Source organism: Allobosea sp. P1_B10 (genome assembly GCF_056406735.1).
Map to the genome: position 1 here is coordinate 273,400 of NZ_JBFTZP010000003.1, position 17,990 is coordinate 291,389.

Sequence of the window (17,990 nt, forward strand, 5' to 3'; positions counted from 1 at the left end):
CGGCCCTGGATCCACTGGAGCGTTCCGGAGCCTTACGATGGATCCCGGATCTGCGCCACTTCGCGGCTGGTCCAGGATGACGCGATGGGTCCATGCGAACCCAGCCTGCTCCATCGAGCGCGCATGAGGAACCACAACCTTAAGTCTCATCAGGGTGCTTGCGCCTCGCGTTGCGGCAGGTCGCCCAGATTTCCCTTGCAACCACTGCGGCGATATCGTGTGCATCGACGCTGCCTTGCTTGCGGAAAGACCTGCGATGACCACCTCGGATGCCACCCTGACCGACGCTCCCGCGACAGACGAGACGTTCAAGCCGCATACCTCGCATTGGGGCGTGTTCTCGGCCCGCATGCGCGACGGCGAACTCGAGGTGCGCCCGCATGCGGGCGATCCCGATCCCAACGAGATCATCCAGAACTTTCCGGCTGCGTTGCGCCACCGTGCGCGCATCGCGCAGCCCATGGTGCGCCGCGGCTGGCTGGAGCACGGACCCGGTCCAGACGACCGCCGCGGCCGCGATGAGTACGTCTCGATGTCATGGGAGGCCGTGCTGGATCTGCTCGGAGCCGAGCTCAAGCGCGTGCGCGACGGCTTTGGCCCGGGCGCGATCTTCGGCGGCTCCTATGGCTGGGCGAGCGCGGGGCGCTTCCACCATGCCCAGAGCCAGATCCACCGTTTCCTGAACACCTCGACCGGCGGCTATGTGAAATCGGTCAACAGCTACTCCTCGGGCGCCTCAGCCGTGCTCGTGCCGCATATCATCGGTGAGTACGAGGACCTGGTGAAGCGCAACGTCTCCTGGGAGCAGATCGCCGATCACAGCGAGATCGTCATCGCCTTCGGCGGCATGGCGCTCAAGAACAGCATGGTGGCGGGCGGCAGCGTCAGCAAGCATGTCGAGCGCGGCGCGATGGAGCGGGCGCAACAGCGTGGCTGCGAGTTCCTGCTGGTGGGCCCGCTGCGCGGCGACCTGCCGGAGGAGGCGGGCGCCGAATGGGTCTCCTGCCAGCCTGGCACCGACACCGCCCTGATGATGGGCCTGGTCCACACGCTGGTCGCGGACGGGCTGCACGACCGCGCCTTCCTCGAACGCTACACGGAAGGCTGGCCCGTCTTCGAGCGCTATCTGATGGGCGAGACGGATGGCCAGCCCAAGGATGCCGCGTGGGCCGCCGGGATCGCGGGCATTCCCGCCGACGAGATCGTGGCGCTTGCCCGGCGCCTGCATGGCAAGCGCGCCTTGGTCGTCGTGGCGCATGCACTGCAGCGTGCTGAGCACGGCGAGCAGCCTGTCTGGATGGGCATGGTGCTGGCGGCTGCGCTCGGCCAGATCGGCCTGCCCGGCGGCGGCTATGGCTATGCGCTGGGCGCGATCGCCTATTACGGGCGCCGCTACAACGCCGTGCCGGTGCCGACCTTCTCGCAGGGCAAGAACCCGATCAGCGACTTCATCCCCGTCGCGCGCATCTCGGACATGCTGCTCAACCCCGGCACGACCTATCGCTATAACGGCCAGACCCGGACCTATCCCGAGATCAAGCTGGTCTACTGGGCCGGCGGGAATCCCTTCCACCATCACCAGGACCTGAACCGCCTGCGGCAGGCCTTTGCGAAGCTCGACACGCTGGTCGTCCACGAACTCGCCTGGACCGCCACTGCAAGGCATGCAGACATCGTCCTGCCCTGCACGATGACGCTGGAGCGCGAGGATATCGGCGGCAGCTCCAACGATCCGCTGCTTCTGCCAATGCACCCAGTCGTGGCGCCCTATGGCGAGGCGCGCGACGATTACGCGATCTTCGCCGGGCTGGCCGAGCGGCTAGGTACCGCGCAGGCCTTCACCGAGGGGCGCAGCGTCCGGCAATGGCTGGAACATCTCTACGAGCCGACCCGCACTGGCCTGGCTGCGGCCGGCCTTCCGGCGCCGAGTTTTGCCGAGTTCTGGGCCAGCGAAGGCTATGAACTGCCGCAATTGCCCGACGATGGTGGCCGCCTGCGCGCCTTTCGCGCCGATCCGGCTGCGAGCCCGTTGCCGACGCCGAGCGGCAAGCTCGAGATATTCTCCGAAACGATTGCCGGCTTCGGCGAACCCGACTGCCCGGGCCACCCGACCTGGCTGGGCGCCACCAACGTTCCCGACAGCAAGACGCCCTACGTGCTGGTCGCCAACCAACCGCGCACCCGGCTGCACAGCCAGTTCGACTTCGGCGGCCACAGCGACGGCGCCAAGCATCGCGGCCGCGAGGTCGCGCGGATGCATCCGCAGGACGCCGAACTGCGCGGCATCAAGGACGGTGACATCATCCGCATCTCCAACGAGCGCGGCGCCTGCCTCGCCGGCGTCCGCGTCACCGATGGCATCCGCCAGGGCGTGGTCCAACTGCCGACGGGCGCCTGGTACGACCCGATCGACCCCACCGAGGACAAGCCGCTCTGCGTCCATGGCAACCCCAACGTGCTGACGCGCGATGTCGGCACCTCGGCGCTCTCGCAGGGCTGTACCGGGCAGTTGACCACCGTCCAGGTCGAGCGCTTCGACGGCAACCTGCCGCCGATCCAGGCCTTTGAACCGCCTGTGCCGGCGCGGGCCTCCTAGGGCTACCCTGGCCCCGGACGCCGTCAGATCGCTTTAGCTGCGCAGGCCGGGCGCTTCCTGGCCTGTTCGCGCGACGTATTCGGTATAGCCGCCGCCATAGGCGTGGATGCCGTCGGGCGTCAGTTCGAGCAGGCGGTTCGAGAGCGCGGCCAGGAAGTGGCGATCATGGCTGACGAACAGCATGGTGCCCTCATACTGCGCCAGCGCCGTGATCAGCATTTCCTTGGTGGCGATGTCGAGATGGTTGGTGGGCTCGTCGAGCACGAGGAAATTCGGCGGATCATAGAGCATTTTTGCCATGACAAGCCGCGCCTTCTCGCCACCTGAGAGCACCCGGCAGCGCTTTTCGACATCGTCGCCGGAGAAGCCGAAGCAGCCGGCCAGCGAACGCAGCGAGCCTTGCCCGGCCTGCGGGAAGCTGTCCTCGAGCGACTGGAACACGGTACGGTCGCCGTCGAGCACCTCCATGGCGTGCTGGGCGAAGTAGCCGAGCTTGATGGTGCTGCCGAGCGCCACCGTGCCGGTGTCGGCCTCGCTCGCCCCGGTCACCAGCTTCAGCAGCGTCGACTTGCCGGCGCCGTTGACGCCCATCACGCACCAGCGCTCCTTGCGCCGGATCTGGAAGTCCAGCCCCTCATAGATCGTGCGGCTGCCATAGGCTTTGTTCACGCCCTTCAGTGTGACGACGTCCTCGCCCGAGCGCGGCGCGGGCTGGAACTCGAACGACACGGTCTGGCGGCGCTTGGGCGGCTCGACGCGGTCGATCTTGTCGAGCTTCTTGACCCGGCTCTGGACCTGCGCAGCATGCGAGGCACGCGCCTTGAAGCGCTCGATGAAGTTGATCTCCTTGGCCAGCATCGCCTGCTGACGCTCGAACTGCGCCTGCTGCTGCTTTTCGGCCAGCGCGCGCTGCTGCTGGTAGAATTCGTAATCGCCGGAATAGCTGGTCAGCGCGCCGCCATCGATCTCGACGATCTTGTTGACGATGCGGTTCATGAACTCGCGATCATGCGAGGTCATCAGCAGGGCGCCGTCATAGCCCTTCAGGAACTCCTCGAGCCAGATCAGGCTTTCCAGGTCGAGATGGTTGCTCGGTTCGTCGAGCAGCATCGCGTCGGGGCGCATCAGCAGGATCCGGGCGAGCGCGACACGCATCTTCCAGCCGCCCGAGAGCGCGCCGACATCGCCGTCCATCATCTCCTGGCTGAAGCCCAGTCCCGCCAGAACCTCACGCGCCCGGCCGTCCAAAGCATAGCCGTCGAGCTCCTCGAAGCGCGCCTGGACCTCGCCATAGCGGGTGATGACGGCGTCCATATCGGCCTGGTCGGGATCGGCCATCGCGGTCTCGAGCGCATGCAACTCGGCCGCCACGGCGCTGACCGGGCCGGCACCATCCATCACCTCGGTGACCGCGCTGCGGCCGGCCATGTCGCCGACATCCTGGCTGAAATAGCCGATGGTGGTGCCGCGATCGACGCCGACCTGACCCTCGTCGGGCAGCTCCTGGCCGGTGATCATCCGGAACAGCGTGGTCTTCCCTGCGCCGTTGGGGCCGACGAGCCCGACCTTCTCGCCCTTCTGGAGCGCCGCGGAGGCCTCGATGAAGACGATTTGCTGGCCGTTCTGTTTGCCGATGTTTTCGAGGCGGATCATGCTGCTCACGGGATCTTTGAGGAGGTCCCGGGGGGCTTACGCTATGGCTGGCGAGCATGGAAGTGCGTCAACGTCGCCACCTGCCGGCTGCGAAGTGCCGGCGATCCCCGGCCCTAGCCCGGGATAGGGACGTGTGGCTCTCCAGCCAGCTGGGAGGGTGAGCAGGCGAGCCACACGGCGTCGGTGAGGACGCCGTCGATAACACCGCGATGGCCCAAGAGTTCCCGACGCCCGAATTCCGCATTGCGTCGCCGCCGGAATCCTGTACCGGCGTCTTGAGCCCGAACGCATCCGGCCGGGCCTTCGCTGCCTGATCGCGGCTTCCTATCGAGGTGACTTGTCTTGATCGATCTCGCCGATATCCGCGCCGCCCGCGAGCGCATCGCTCCCCACATCCGCAAGACCCCGCTTCTGCCCTTCGCCCATGCCAAGAGCGGCGTGGATTTCGGCGGCGGCGTCATGCTCAAGCTCGAACTGTTGCAGCCGGCCGGCTCCTTCAAGGCGCGCGGCGCGATGAACCGCCTGCTGACGCTGGCGCCAGAGCAACTGGCGCGCGGCGTGGTCACGGCGTCCGGCGGCAATCATGGCCTCGCCATCGCCCGTTCTGCCCATGTGCTCGGGGCGAAGGCGATGATCTTCCTGCCGTCCAACGTGGTGCCCGACAAGGTCGCAAAGCTCCGGCAATGGGGCGCGAGCGTCGAGATCGTCGGCGATATCTGGGATGACGCCAATGCCGCAGCGCTCGCCTATGCGCAGAAGACCGGAGCGACCTACGCGCATCCCTTCAGCGATCCGGTCGTCGTGGCAGGCCAGGGCACGCTCGGGCTCGATATCCTCGACGAGTTCCCCGATGTCGATGTCATCCTGGTCGCGATCGGCGGCGGCGGCCTGATCTCGGGTCTCTCGACCGCGATCAAGGCGCTGCGCCCGCAGACCCGCATCATCGGCATCGAGCCGGTGGGTTCGCCAACGCTGCACGCATGCCTGGCGGCCGGGCGGCTGGTGGCGCTCGACAGGCTGGAGACGCGCGTCGCGACCATGTCCTGCCGCCAGACCGACCAGGCGATCTTCGAGACGGTGAGCCGCAATGTCGACGAGGTCGTCCTGGTGACCGACGACGAGATGCAGGAGGCGGCGCGCTCGCTCTGGTTCGATTTCGGCCTTGCCGCCGACCTGTCCGGCGCAGCCGCCGTCGCAGCGCTGCAGTCGGGACGGGCCTCGTTCGCGACAGGCACGCGCATCTGCGCCCTGGTCTGCGGCGCAGGAACCGACGGCCTCTCCGCCAACTGAGCCCGCCCGCAATTGCTGCGTGCGTGGCGCGATGCTAGGCTCCCGCATCGTCAAACCGTGAGAGGAGGGCTGCGCGTGGACGTCTACTTCCGGCACCATCGCCAGCGTGGCCCGGTTCAGGCCCTGCAAATGCGTTTGCAGGGCTGACCAGACACCGTTTCCCAAGAACTCCTGGTCTGCCCTTTCGTGGCGCGCGCTGCCCGGCCTGACGGTCGCGAGTTGTTGCGCGCCTGCATTGCAGTAGCGACGCCTCGCATGGCCGAGGGCCCAGAGCCCCGCCATGGCGGCTCGCGACGTTCGGCCAGGATACCCTCATGAGCCTCCTCACCCTCCGCAATCTCGGCATCACGCTGTCGAGCCCGCTATTCTCCAATCTCAACCTGACCGTCAATTCCGGCGACCGCATCGGCATCGTCGCCGCCAACGGGCGCGGGAAGTCGACGCTCTTCCGCTTGATGGCGGGAACTATCGACCCCAGCGAAGGCGAGATCACCAAGGCGCGCGGCTTGACCATCGGCCATGTCGAGCAGAGCCTGCCGCCGGCGCTCGCCGACAAGACATTTCATGATGCGGTGCTACAGGCGCTGTCGGCCGAGCAGGCGCAAAGCGAGGGCTGGCGTGTCGATGTCGCGCTCGAGGCGCTGGAGGTGCCCGAGGCGCTGCGGCACAGGCGGGTCGCCGCGCTCAGCGGCGGCTGGCAACGCCTGGCGCTGCTGGCGCGGACATGGGTGACCGAGCCCGACCTGCTCCTGCTCGACGAGCCGACGAACCATCTCGATCTCGCAGGCATCGCGCGGCTCGAATCCTGGCTGAACGCCTTGCCGCGCGATGTCCCGGTGATCGTCGCCAGCCATGACCGGGCCTTCCTCGATGCCACCACCAACCGCACCCTGTTCCTGCGGCCGGAGCAGTCCCAGCTCTTCGCGCTGCCCTATGGGCGGGCGCGGCTGGCGCTCGACGAGGCGGATGCCGCCGATGCCCGGCGCTACGAGCGCGACATCAAGACCGCCGACCAGCTGCGCCGGCAGGCGGCGAAGCTGAAGAACATCGGCATCAACTCCGGCAGCGATCTCCTCGTCAGCAAGACCAAGCAGCTGAAGCAGCGCGCCGAGAAGCTTGAGGATATGGCCAGGCCCGCCCACCGCGAGGCGTCAGCCGGTGCGATCCGCCTGGCGCATCGCGGCACCCATGCCCAGGTGCTGGTCACGCTGGACGATGCCGCCGTGCACGCGCCCGACGGCACGCTGTTGTTCACGACAGGAAAGCGCTTCATCTGCCAGGGCGACCGGATCGTGCTGCTCGGCCCCAATGGTGCCGGCAAGACCAGGCTGGTCGCGCTGCTGCGCGCGGCGATCGGGCAAAGCGGGGCGCAAGGGGCTGTGCGGGCGACGCCCTCGCTGGTGCTCGGCTATGGCGACCAGGCGCTCGCTGACCTCGACGACGCAGAAACCCCGATGCGCGTGATCACGCGGCGCTTCGATGTCGGCGAGCAGCGCGCGCGCTCGTTACTGGCCGGGGCCGGGATGTCGGTGGAATTGCAGGAGAAGCGCGTCGGAACGCTGTCAGGCGGGCAGAAGGCGCGGCTCGGCATGCTCGCGCTCAGGCTCGCCAATCCCAATTTCTATCTGCTCGACGAGCCCACCAACCATCTCGACATCGACGGTCAGGAGGCGCTGGAGGGGGAACTGATGGCGCAGCAGGCGAGCTGCCTGCTCGTCTCGCATGATCGCAGCTTCGTGCGCTCAGTGGGCAACCGCTTCTGGGTGATCGAGCGCAAGAAACTGGTCGAGGCCGACAGCCCCGAGGCGTTCTTCACGGCGATGCGGGGCGCGAACTGAACGTTTGTCTTTCTGAAGCCTCGCCCGCGACGCAGCGGCGTCGCGGGCGAGGCTGTCGCTCTACGCCTCAGCGCAGCTCTTCATGCGCGGTTTCGCGCAGGGTCGCGATCACGATGGCCGAGGCGATGGCCGCCAGGATCAGGTAGTAGGTCGGCGAGATCGGCGAGCCCGTCGCGCTGATCAGCCAGGTCGCGATGAAGGGCGCAAAGCCGCCGAACACGCTGGTCGCCAGACTGTAGCCCGTCGACATCCAGGTCGAGCGCGAATTGGTCGGGAAGATCTCGGCGATCGCGGCGGGGCCGGGACCGGAGAACATCGCGATCATCAGGCCGAAGACCAGCTGCACGCCGATGACATGCATGAGCGAGACGCCCGACAGCATGTAGGAGAACAGCGGATAGGTCAGCAGCGCGAAGGCGAGGCAGCAGCCCAGCAACAGCGGCTTGCGGCCGATCCTGTCCGACCATGCGCCCATGAGCGGGATCGTGACCACCAGGATGACGAGGCCGATCGTATTCGACCAGAGCGACTCCGTGCGGCTCAACCCGGCATATTTCTGGGTGAAGGTCGGCATGTAGTAGAGGATGACGTAGTACGACACGGTCCACAGGATGGTGAAGCCGAAGGCCTTGGCGGCCAGGATCCAGCCGGGCGTGCGATCCTGCGGCACGGCGTCCTGCGCATCGCGATAGGCCGGGGTCTCCTCGATGTTGCTGCGCATGTAGATGCCGACCGGCACAAGCAAGAAGCCGAGCAGGAACGGCAGGCGCCAGCCCCAGGATTCCATCTGGTCCGGGGTCAGGACCGTGCTGAACAGCGCGGCAACGCCGGAGCCGAGCAGCAATCCGCCTGCGACGCTGGCCTGCTGGAAGCTGCCGAAGAAGCCGCGACGGCCCTTGGGAGCCCATTCGACGATGAACGCCGTGGCGCCACCCCATTCACCGCCGGCCGCGAAGCCCTGCAGCAGGCGGCAGATCACCAGCAGCAACGGCGCCAGGATGCCGATCGAGCTGTAGTTCGGGATGAGGCCGATCCCGACCGTGCCCAGCGCCATCATGAACATGGTCAGCACGAGCGCGGCCTTGCGGCCCTTGGTGTCGCCCATGCGGCCGATGATGATGCCGCCCAGAGGGCGGGCAACGAAACCGATGCCGAAGGTGGCGAAGGTCGCGAGCAGCGCACCGACCTCGTCGCCGCCGGGGAAGAAGTTCTTGGCGATGATCGTCGCGACGAAGCCGTAGATGGCGAAATCATACCATTCAAGCACGTTGCCGATGACGGCTGCACTGACGGCGCGCCTGCTTTCGGCCTCTGTGGGTGCCTGTCCGGCGGCCTGCGCCGGGACCGTTCCTGCTTGACTGCTTGCCATCTGGCCTTCCCCTTGCCCGGCAGAAACGCATCTGCCCACATTAGTCGCATTACAATTTCTTGAATTGCAATGTAATATGTGAAATCGTAGGGAAAATCGCGGAGATGTCAATAAAGTGGCGACGAGTCCCGTGCGCGAAGACGCGCTTCATGTCGCATCTGTGGCAAAAGCGTTTCGTGTGCTGGAGGCCTTCCAGCATACCAACAGCGATCTCAGCCTGATCGAGATCGCAGCCCATACCGGCCTCGACAAAAGCGCGACACAGCGCTTCGCCCATACGCTGTGGCAGCTGGGATATCTTGAGAAGGACGAGCGCACGCGCCGCTTCCGCATCGGCAAGCCGGTTCTCGACCTGAGCTTCTCGTATCTACGCTCGAATCCGCTGGTCGAACTGGCCACGCCCGCGCTGCTCGCCCTGCGCAACGATTGCGGCGAGCGGGTCAACCTGTCGCTCTATGACGACACGACCACGATCTACGTCATCCGGCAGCAGATGAAGCGCGAGTATTTCGACAGCACGCTGGTCGGCCGGCGCATCCCGGTGTTCTGCACGGCGGGCGGGCGCTCGATCCTGGCACAGCTGCCGCATGAGGAAGCCGTGGCCATCATCGCCCGCTCGAATCTGGCGCCGCGGACTGCGAAGACGATCACCGATCCCGCAGTGATCCTGGAGAAGGTCGCGGAGGCCGGGCGCAATGGCTACGGCTTCGCCGTCGAGGAGACCGTTCTCGGCGAGGTCACGGTCGGGGCTGCCGTGATCGACGCCGCGGGACGCCCGCTCGCGGCGGTCCACATCGCCGCATCGATCACGGAGTGGGCGCCCGACGTCTTCGTCGAGCGCTTCGCGCCGCTGGTCATCGAGACCGCGCAGTCGCTCAGCCGCTCGCAGGGGCGCGTGATGCTGCGGACCCGCTGAGCGCTTCCCTTGGCTTAGGCCGACATGTCGAGCGGCGGCGCGATGTCGTCGGTGATCGGGTTCTGGAAGGGGTTTTTTGCGCGGAAAGCTGCAAATTCCGCCTTGGCCGCCTGGAGCAGCTCCGGCTGCGTCAGCACGTCGACCGCGACGCCCGCCATCGCCTTGGCCGCAAGCGCCAGCCCCTTATGGGCGGCCGGCGCCAGCCCCTGCGCCACCAGCTGCCAGGAATGGCCCGGCGTTCCCACCGCATAGCAGGCGACACGGCACTGCACGGTGGGCACGACCCAGCTCACCGTGCCGACATCGGTCGAGCCGACAGAGCCGTTGCTGATGCGGTCGAGCGGATAGATCTCGTCGTTCAGCGCTTCGCCCTCGCGTACCGGCAGGCCGGCGCGGGCATAGGCGGAGCTGATGTCCTCGGGCGAGAGCGTCGCCTGGAACTGCGCCGCGAAATCATGGTCGGCGGCGTCGAAGCCCGGGCCGCCCAAACGCATCAGATTGGCGTGCATCGCCTCCTCGAGCGGCCTGTTGCCGACGAGGTTGGCGTCGCCCGAGATCTGCTTCGCCTCGACCCGCGTCTCGCTCATCAGGGCCGCGCCGTCGGCAATATTGCGCACGCGCCGCACCAGATCCCACATCTCGCCCAGGGTCCGCGCCCGGATCAGGTGGCGCACGGTGGCCTTGGCCTGCACGACATTGGGGGCGATGCCGCCGGCATCGATCACTGCGTAATGCACGCGCGCCGAGGATGGCATGTGCTCGCGCATGTAGTTGACGCCGATATTCATCAACTCGACCGCATCGAGCGCGCTGCGGCCCAGATGCGGCGCCGCTGCGGCATGCGAGGCGCGCCCATGGAAGGTGAATTCGACCTCGACGCAGGCGAGCGACACGGCCTCGCTGACGCCGGTGAAGGCGGCGGGGTGCCAGCAGAGCGCGACGTCGACATCGTCGAACAACCCGGCGCGGACCATGAAGCCCTTCGACGAGCCGCCCTCCTCGGCGGGGCAGCCGTAATAGCGGACCCTGCCCGCGATGCCGTTGGCCTCGAGCCAGTCCTTGACGGCGGTGGCGGCGAGCAGCGCTGCGGAGCCCAGCATGTTGTGGCCGCAGCCATGGCCGTTGCCGCCGGCCTCGACCGGGGCGGGTTGGGTGACGCCGGCTTTCTGGCTGAGCCCGGGCAGGGCGTCGTATTCGCCCATGATCGCGATCACAGGGCCGCCGGCCCCGGCCTCGCCGATCACGGTCGTGGGCATCCCGGCAACGCCCGTCTCGACGCGAAAGCCCTCGCTTGCCAGCATCGCGGCATGCTCGGCCGCGGCATGCCGTTCCTGGAAGTTCAGCTCCGGCACCGCCCAGATGCGATCGCTGAGATCGAAGAAGGCCCGGCGCTTGGCATCTGCCAGCCGCCAGATTTCGGGAGTGTTCTGATGGACCGTCATGCTCGTACCGGTGATGCTAGCGGAAGAAGATCAGGGTCTGCAGCAGGAACAGCGGGATCAGGATGCCGCCGGACCAGAGCATGTAGCGGAAGAAGCTCGGCATCGCGACCTTGCGGTCCTTGGCGATGGCATAGACCATGAAGTTCGGGGCGTTGCCGATATAGCTGTTGGCGCCCATGAAGACCGCGCCCGCCGAGATCGCCGCGAGCGTCAGCGCGCCCGTCGTCATCAGCGTCTGGGCGTCGCCACCTGCGAGCTCGAAGAAGACCAGATAGGTCGGAGCATTGTCTAGGAAGGACGAGAGCGCACCCGTCAGCCAGAAGTAGGCGACATTGTTGGGCGAGCCGTCGGGATTGGCTACCATGGCAACGAGGCCTGCAAAGGCGCCGTTGCGACCAGCCTGCAGCATCGCCAGCACGGGGATGATGCAGATGAAGATGCCGGCGAACAGCTTGGCAACCTCCTTGATCGGGCCCCAGGTGAATTCGTTGCCGGCCCGGACCGGCTTGGGGGTCAGCGCCAGCGAGAGCGCAGCCAGCCCCAGCAGCACGATGTCGCGCACGAGGTTCTGCAGTTCGACATGCACGCCCCTGACGTCGAAGACGATGCCGGGCTTCCAGCGCGCCGAGACCAGGATCGCCAGGATCACGCCACCCAGCAGCGCGATGTTGATCTTGCCGAAGAACTTGATCGCGCGATCGGGCGTCGGGTCCTTGACCTGGGGAGTTCCCTCCTCCTTGCGGAAGAGCCAGCTGTCGAGGGCGTAGAACACGGCCAGCAGGACAAAGACCGCAAAGCTGGTCTGGGGCAGGAGATGCGTCGTGGTCCAGAAGAAGTCGACGCCGCGGAGGAAGCCCAGGAACAGCGGCGGGTCGCCTAGCGGGCTCAGCGAGCCCCCGATGTTCGAGACCAGGAAAATGAAGAACACCACGACATGGACGTTGTGGCGCCGCGCGTCGTTGGCGCGCAAAACGGGCCGGATCATGATGATTGAGGCGCCGGTCGTGCCGACAAAGCTCGCCATCAGCGTGCCGATCGCCAGCAGCGCGGTGTTGGTCGCCGGCGTGCCATGCAGGTTGCCGGTGATCAGAATGCCGCCCGCGATGGTGAACAGCGCGAAGAGCAGGATGATGAACGGCAGGTATTCAAGCAGCGCGGTATGCAACAGCGCGCCCAGGGCCGGCTCGAACCCGCGAAACAGCACCAGCGGCAGAAGCGTCAGCGCCGCCCAGAAAGCCGCGAACTTGCCGTAGTTCAGCTCCCAGAAATGCGGAAACAGCACGGGTCCCAGCGCGATCGAGAGCAGCATGCCAGCGAAGGGCAGCGCCCAAAGCCCGCCCAGCGTCGCTCCCCCCAAATCACCCGCGGCCAACGCCGCAGTCGGAAACAGGCAAAGCAGAACCAGGCTGGCAACAGACTTCATCGTGATCAATCCCCCCTGCCGCTTGCGCGGCGATCCGGCGCAGGAGCTATAGAGGCAGCTCGCGACGCTTTCACCTGAATTGTGCCGGGGGTCGCGGAGCCCGGCCAGTCTCCGCAGCCTGGCGGGGTCGCCCCGCGGTCATTACACAGGATGCTCCAGGATTTCAGCGACATGATCGGCATATGCCCGACGGGAAGTGCAGTAACAGTTTCGCTCACGTGACGTCGTGTTGGAATGCGATGCCATTTAATGAAATCGACAACGGCAGTTTTACCGGATGACTGTAGGTAAGCAGGTCAGTGCTGATTGGCTTGCCGGGGGGCAGCGTGCTTCGATTGCAGAACACAGTTCTCGAGATGATTGCGCGCGGCGAGCCGTTCCACGCGACGATCGACAGGCTGTGTCTCGAGGTCGAGCGGTATCTGCCCGGCGTTCGTGCATCGGTGCTGATGATAGACCGGGGCAACCTCGTGCGCTCCGTCGCCGCGCCGGGCTTCCCCGCCGAGATCCGCAGCAGCCTCGAGGGCGTTCTGATCGGGCCTTGCGCCGGCTCCTGTGGCTCTGCTGCCTATACACGGACCCCTGTGGCGGTCGAGGACATCGAGCACGATCCGAAATGGACGGCGTTCAAGGCGCTGTTTCGGCCGATCGGCGTGCGGGCGAGCTGGTCCTATCCGATCTGCGATCTCGCGGGGGCGGTGGTGGCGGTTGTCGCCTTCTACTATGGCGAGATGCGGGGCCCCACGAGGCGCGAGCGCCGTGTCATGGAAAGCTGCCGCCGCCTGTTCGACATCGCATTGGAGCGCCATGCGCGCGTGCTTGATCGCGAACGGCGGATTCTCGTCGATGCACTGACCGGCCTGGCAAACCGGGCCGCCTTCGACCTGGCGCTGGCGCAGCTGCCGAACACGGATTCAGGCAACTGGGCCTTGTTCATCCTCGATCTCGACAATCTCAAGGTCGCCAACGACACCTTCGGCCATCATGCGGGCGATGTCCTGCTTCAGCGCGTGGCGCGCCGGATCGCCGATGCGATGATGCCTGATGTCGCTTTCCGCCTCGGTGGCGACGAGTTCGCCGTGCTCATCCAGAACCCGGACAGCCTGCGCGCGCTCGATGACACGGCATCGCGCGTGCTCGCAGCCGTTGCCCAACCGGCCGATTGCGGCGGCCATATCATCGTGCCGCAGGCGACGATCGGCGGAGCCGTCTACGACGCGGCCGAGGGCGACGCCGACGACGTCCGCCAGAACGCGGATTTTGCGCTCTATCATGCCAAGGAGACGGGGCGCGGCGGCTATGTCCGCTACTGGCCCGGCATCGGCACCCGCATGACGCATCGGCGCATGGCGATCAAGGATCTCGCCGAGGCGCTCGAGGACGGGCGCATCGACGCCTACTACCAGCCGGTGGTCCGCCTCGACACCCGCGAGATCATCGGTCTCGAGGCGCTCTGCCGCCTGCGCACGCGCGCCGGGGCGATCGTGACGGCGTCCGCCCTCCAGGACGCGACCTGCGATGTCCGGGTCGCCTCGGCGCTGACACGGCGCATGCTGAGCCTCGTCAGCGTCGACATGCGCGGCTGGCTCGACGAAGGCCTGCCGATCCAGAAGGTCGGCGTGAATATCTCGACCGCCGATCTCCACGCCGGAAATTTGGTGCAGGAGATCGCCGAGACCTTTGGCTATAATCGCGTTCCGCTCGGTCTGCTGGCGCTGGAGGTCAATGAAAGCGTTTATGTCGGGCGGCGCGACAATGTCATTGCCCGCGAGCTCGAGGCCTTGCGGGTGCATGGCATGAGCGTGTCGCTCGACGATTTCGGCACCGGCTACGCATCGCTGACGCATCTGCGCATGCTGGCGGCCGACAACATCAAGCTCGACCGTTCCTTCATCGCCGATTTCTCGACCGGCGATTCCAGCATGGCGATCGTCGCCGGCGTGCTTGGCATCGCGGAGCGCCTGGGGATCCGCGTGGTCGCCGAGGGCATCGAGACCGTCGACCAGGTCGAGCAATTGCTCGCGATGGGCTGCACGCTTGGCCAGGGCTTCCTGTTCTCCCGAGCGGTCGACCGGGATGCGACGGCCGCGCTGCTGCGTCGCCACGCGCAGGGTGTGCCGGGGGCGGTGCCGATGCCGCTGGATACCGACTGGGCATCGGTGGGGCACAGCGACCCGCGGGCCCGGGCCGCCTGACGGTCGCCGCGGTCGCGCCTCAGCCGCCGGCTGCTATAGCGAAGAAATCGGGCGGCCCCATCTGTCCGCCCTTCAGCACGATATCGAGGCCGTCTAGGCGCGGCGTCGCGCTATGCGTCCGGCATAGCGGCGCGCCCGCCACCAGCGGCGCGCGATAGGACAGGCCCCAGATGTCGAGCGCCTTGATCGCGAGCGTCGAGGTGTCGCCGCCCGCGACAACGAGGCGGGAGACGTCTGCCTCGGTCATGATCGAGCGCAGCAGGGCCGCAGTCGCAGCCGCTACGCCTGCGGTATTCGACGGGGCAGCCTCGGGGCGGTCGGTGATGAGCATGACGTTTCCACTGCCGAGCGCGTCGCATGCCTGCTGGGACAGTACCTCGCCATAGCTGGCGTCGGCTGTGAGGCGTCCTGCGTCGATCGCGACCCGGGCGTAGCCGGTTGCAGCCTCGACCTGCGCGCGCGTCACCGGCGACAGGCTGCCGACCAGGGCCAGAACCGGACCAGAGGCCGGCGCCCCCGCGGCGCGCTCGCTGCCGCTCGCCTCCTGCGACTGCGCAGGCATCATCTGGGCCACGGAGCTGGCTCCGACCACGAGCATGGGTGTTGCGCGCGCGTGCTCCAGGAGAAGCCTGCCGATTACAGCCAAATCCGAGGTTTCGGCCACGTCGAACAGCACGGCCTCAGGCGATGTCTCCATTGCGGTGGCGAGTGCAGCGCCGGCTTCAGCGGCCGTGTAGCTGCGATAATCCACCAGCGCGATGTGTCCGAGCCCCTGCGCCGAGAGGTGCCGGCGCAGATCGGCCTCGGCCATCGGCGTCACCGGATGCACGCCCATGGTCGGATGACGGTCGATGCGGTGCACGGTGCCGCCGAGTCCCGCCGCCGCAAACAGCGTGCCGAACAGGCAATAGCGCCCGAGATTGGGTTGCCCGCCCAGAATAGGCACGAGCGGGTTGGCAAAATGCGGCCGCAGAGCCCGCACAGCCGCACCGATGCTGCCGATCGCGGGCGCGCTGTCGAAGGTCGAGCAGCATTTGTAATGCATCAGCTCGACGCCCTGCGCCGCAAAGAACCGCCCCGTCGCGTCGAGTTCGCCCGCGATCCCGGCCGGCGCCATCGTCCGCGTCGCACCTGCTATGCCGATCGCATCCAGCGGCCCGGCGGCGGTCAGCTGGGTTTCGGTGGGTACGGCGAGGAACAGCAGCGCCCGCAGCCCGCGCTCGGCCAGCGTCGCCAGCGTGTCGGAAGCGCCGGTGAAATCATCGCCATACCAGCCATAGCGAGGCATGCGCTGCGATCTCATCAGGCGCCCTTGCCGAAGAAGTCGAGCGCCTGGCGCAGCTCTCCCTGTTCGCGCGCGGCGTCGGAGAGCGTCACGCCTGCTGCGACCGCAGCCCATGCCTGCCGGATGCTGGCGACGCCGGCGGCGGGTCCACCGGGATGGGCCAGGATGCCGCCCCCTGCCATGAACAGCAGGTCGTCATGGCCGATCGCGTCCCAGGTCGGTTGTGCGGTCCCGGCCCATTGCCCCGAGGAGAAGGCCGGCAGCACGCGGTCGTCGAGGCCTTCCGCCAGCGGCGTCACGCAGTCGCGCGCCGACGTCACGACCTCATCGTCCTCCTGCGCGAATTTCCCCGCGAGGCCATGGACATGCATGTGGTCGACGCCGGCCAGCCGCCACAGCGTCTGGTAGGCCTGGAACGAGATCCCGAGCATGGGATGGCGCGAGATCGCGCCAAAGCCGTTGCGATGGCCATGCAAGGCGAGGTCGGTCGAGCGGCGCAGGCTCTCGATTGCGGAAAAGCCGCACCAGTTCAGGCTCGCCATCACGCAGGTGCCGCCTTCTCGCGCCACGAGATCGGCGTGGCGGCGCATCGCATCGGTCTCGTCGGTGATGTTGAAGGCGATCATCACGGCCTTGCCGGTGCGGTCCTGATGCCGGCGCACCGCGTCCATCACGGCAGGAATGCGCTCGGCCAGGGGCGCATGCACCGGGTCGGCCGAAATCTCGTCGTCCTTGATGAAGTCCAGCCCGGCGCCGCAGAGCGTCGTCACCAGCGCCGCCGTCTCAGCCGAGCTCAGGCCGACATTGGGCTTGATGATCGAGCCGACCATCGGCCCCTGCGCGACGCCGGTCAGCCGGCGCGTACCCGCAATGCCCTGCGTGGGCATGGCAAAGCGGCTGCGGAAGGACGCCGGCAGCGTGATCGTGTCCAGCCTCATGCCGGTGACTTCGCCGAGGTCGTAGAGGTTTCCGGCGACGATCGAGGCCAAGGTCGCGAGGTTGGCCCCGACATTGTCGACCGGGAACGAGATCGCGACCCGCGCCCGACGCCAGGGCCCGGCGACGCCTTTCCGAGCCAGCCAGGCGTTGGGAAGGCTCGGCTCGTCGACGGTCTCGAGAGGCGCGACCGCGGTCACGGCCGCGCGGGTGCGCGAGCGCAATTCGTCGGTCTCGCCCGCGACGCGGGTGAAGGTCCCGCTCGACTGCTCGCCGGCCATGATCTCCGCGACCTTGGAGGGGTCGAGCGGCGTCTCGATCAGATAGGACGCCTCGAAGCGTTCGCTGGTCATCTCATCATTCCTGCGGCCGGCTTTCCGTCATTGCGAGGAGCGCAGCGACGAAGCAATCCAAGGGACGTAGAGCCCTATGGGACTGGTTTGCTTCAACTCCGCTCGCCATGACGGGGACGGATCGGCACCACGTATCCTCAGAGCTTGCTGAGATCGGGGAACGGCCGGACCGGGTCGGTCCCGTCCCAGCTCTCGCCGGCCTCGCGGATCAGGCGGAACATTTCGCCCTTGGGGCCGGCGACCTCGGAAAGCTCGATCACGGTGCCGGGGTGATAATGTGTGTCGAAATAGCAGAAGCGGCCGCGCTCGCCGACTTCGCCCGACATTACTACCTTGAAGCCCTGCGCGGTCAGCCGCTCGAGATCGGCGTCGTAGTCCGAGGTCCAGTAGGCGACGTGCTGCAGGCCGCTATGACCGGCATCGGTGAAATCCTTGTACATCGAGGGCACCGCGTTGCGGCACTGGATCAACTCCACCTGCAGCGGCCCGGAATTGGCCAGCGCCACGGAGTTGTGGGGCTCATAGGCCTCGCCCTTGTAGCGGTAGTTCCTGATCGGAACCTTCGGGTTGTAGAAGAACGGCCCGACGCCGAGTTCGCGGGTCCAATACTCCATCGCCGCCTCGATATCGGGGACGACATAGCCCAGCTGCCGGATCTGGCCGAAAAAGCGGCTCATCTGCGAATGCCCTTATG

At 67.0% G+C, this 17,990-nt stretch carries 12 protein-coding genes; 5 read left to right on the forward strand and 7 right to left on the reverse strand.

Translation table 11 applies throughout. The annotated features are described in order from the left end of the window. The first annotated feature begins 256 nt into the window (after window positions 1–256). Complete coding sequence (locus AC1D2L_RS08725) at window positions 257–2,596, forward strand: molybdopterin guanine dinucleotide-containing S/N-oxide reductase (RefSeq protein WP_476845462.1); 2,340 nt, start codon at window positions 257–259, stop codon at window positions 2,594–2,596. Window positions 2,597–2,629: 33 nt separating this feature from the next. Here the strand turns inward: AC1D2L_RS08725 and AC1D2L_RS08730 are convergent, their stop codons facing one another. Further along, window positions 2,630–4,249, reverse strand: a complete 1,620-nt coding sequence (locus AC1D2L_RS08730; RefSeq protein ID WP_476845463.1) for an ABC-F family ATP-binding cassette domain-containing protein — start codon at window positions 4,247–4,249, stop codon at window positions 2,630–2,632. Window positions 4,250–4,591: 342 nt separating this feature from the next. On the opposite strand from AC1D2L_RS08730, the gene AC1D2L_RS08735 reads away from it, so the two are divergent. Together AC1D2L_RS08735 and AC1D2L_RS08740 are read left to right on the forward strand one after the other, a co-directional pair. Next, the gene (locus tag AC1D2L_RS08735) at window positions 4,592–5,539 is read left to right on the forward strand and encodes a threonine ammonia-lyase (RefSeq protein ID WP_476845464.1); all 948 of its coding nucleotides are present in this window, start codon (window positions 4,592–4,594) and stop codon (window positions 5,537–5,539) included. 314 nt (window positions 5,540–5,853) lie between these two features. Beyond that, window positions 5,854–7,377, forward strand: a complete 1,524-nt coding sequence (locus tag AC1D2L_RS08740) for an ABC-F family ATP-binding cassette domain-containing protein (RefSeq protein WP_476845465.1) — start codon at window positions 5,854–5,856, stop codon at window positions 7,375–7,377. A gap of 67 nt (window positions 7,378–7,444) precedes the next feature. Here AC1D2L_RS08740 and AC1D2L_RS08745 read toward each other — a convergent pair whose 3' ends face one another. After that, the gene (locus AC1D2L_RS08745) at window positions 7,445–8,746 is read right to left on the reverse strand and encodes an MFS transporter (RefSeq protein ID WP_476845466.1); all 1,302 of its coding nucleotides are present in this window, start codon (window positions 8,744–8,746) and stop codon (window positions 7,445–7,447) included. Between the two features lie 115 nt (window positions 8,747–8,861). Between AC1D2L_RS08745 and AC1D2L_RS08750 the strand changes: the two genes are divergently transcribed. After that, window positions 8,862–9,662 (forward strand): IclR family transcriptional regulator, encoded by an 801-nt coding sequence (locus AC1D2L_RS08750; RefSeq protein ID WP_476845467.1) that lies wholly within the window; start codon window positions 8,862–8,864, stop codon window positions 9,660–9,662. Between the two features lie 14 nt (window positions 9,663–9,676). Here AC1D2L_RS08750 and AC1D2L_RS08755 read toward each other — a convergent pair whose 3' ends face one another. Continuing rightward, on the reverse strand, window positions 9,677–11,104 hold the full coding sequence (locus AC1D2L_RS08755) for a M20 family metallopeptidase (RefSeq protein WP_476845468.1): 1,428 nt from the start codon (window positions 11,102–11,104) through the stop codon (window positions 9,677–9,679). A 16-nt stretch (window positions 11,105–11,120) separates the two neighbouring features. Continuing rightward, window positions 11,121–12,527 (reverse strand): sodium:proton antiporter, encoded by a 1,407-nt coding sequence (locus AC1D2L_RS08760; RefSeq protein ID WP_476845469.1) that lies wholly within the window; start codon window positions 12,525–12,527, stop codon window positions 11,121–11,123. A 326-nt stretch (window positions 12,528–12,853) separates the two neighbouring features. Between AC1D2L_RS08760 and AC1D2L_RS08765 the strand changes: the two genes are divergently transcribed. Next, window positions 12,854–14,722: a putative bifunctional diguanylate cyclase/phosphodiesterase gene (locus AC1D2L_RS08765; protein ID WP_476845470.1), complete on the forward strand. Its 1,869-nt coding sequence runs from the start codon at window positions 12,854–12,856 to the stop codon at window positions 14,720–14,722. A 19-nt stretch (window positions 14,723–14,741) separates the two neighbouring features. Here AC1D2L_RS08765 and AC1D2L_RS08770 read toward each other — a convergent pair whose 3' ends face one another. The 3 genes from AC1D2L_RS08770 to AC1D2L_RS08780 form a co-directional block, all read right to left on the reverse strand. Beyond that, on the reverse strand, window positions 14,742–16,010 hold the full coding sequence (locus AC1D2L_RS08770) for a four-carbon acid sugar kinase family protein (RefSeq protein ID WP_476845471.1): 1,269 nt from the start codon (window positions 16,008–16,010) through the stop codon (window positions 14,742–14,744). Window positions 16,011–16,024: 14 nt separating this feature from the next. Continuing rightward, window positions 16,025–17,296, reverse strand: a complete 1,272-nt coding sequence (locus AC1D2L_RS08775) for a ribulose-bisphosphate carboxylase large subunit family protein (protein ID WP_476845472.1) — start codon at window positions 17,294–17,296, stop codon at window positions 16,025–16,027. Window positions 17,297–17,433: 137 nt separating this feature from the next. Next, complete coding sequence (locus AC1D2L_RS08780) at window positions 17,434–17,973, reverse strand: VOC family protein (protein WP_476845473.1); 540 nt, start codon at window positions 17,971–17,973, stop codon at window positions 17,434–17,436. Window positions 17,974–17,990 lie beyond the last annotated feature (17 nt).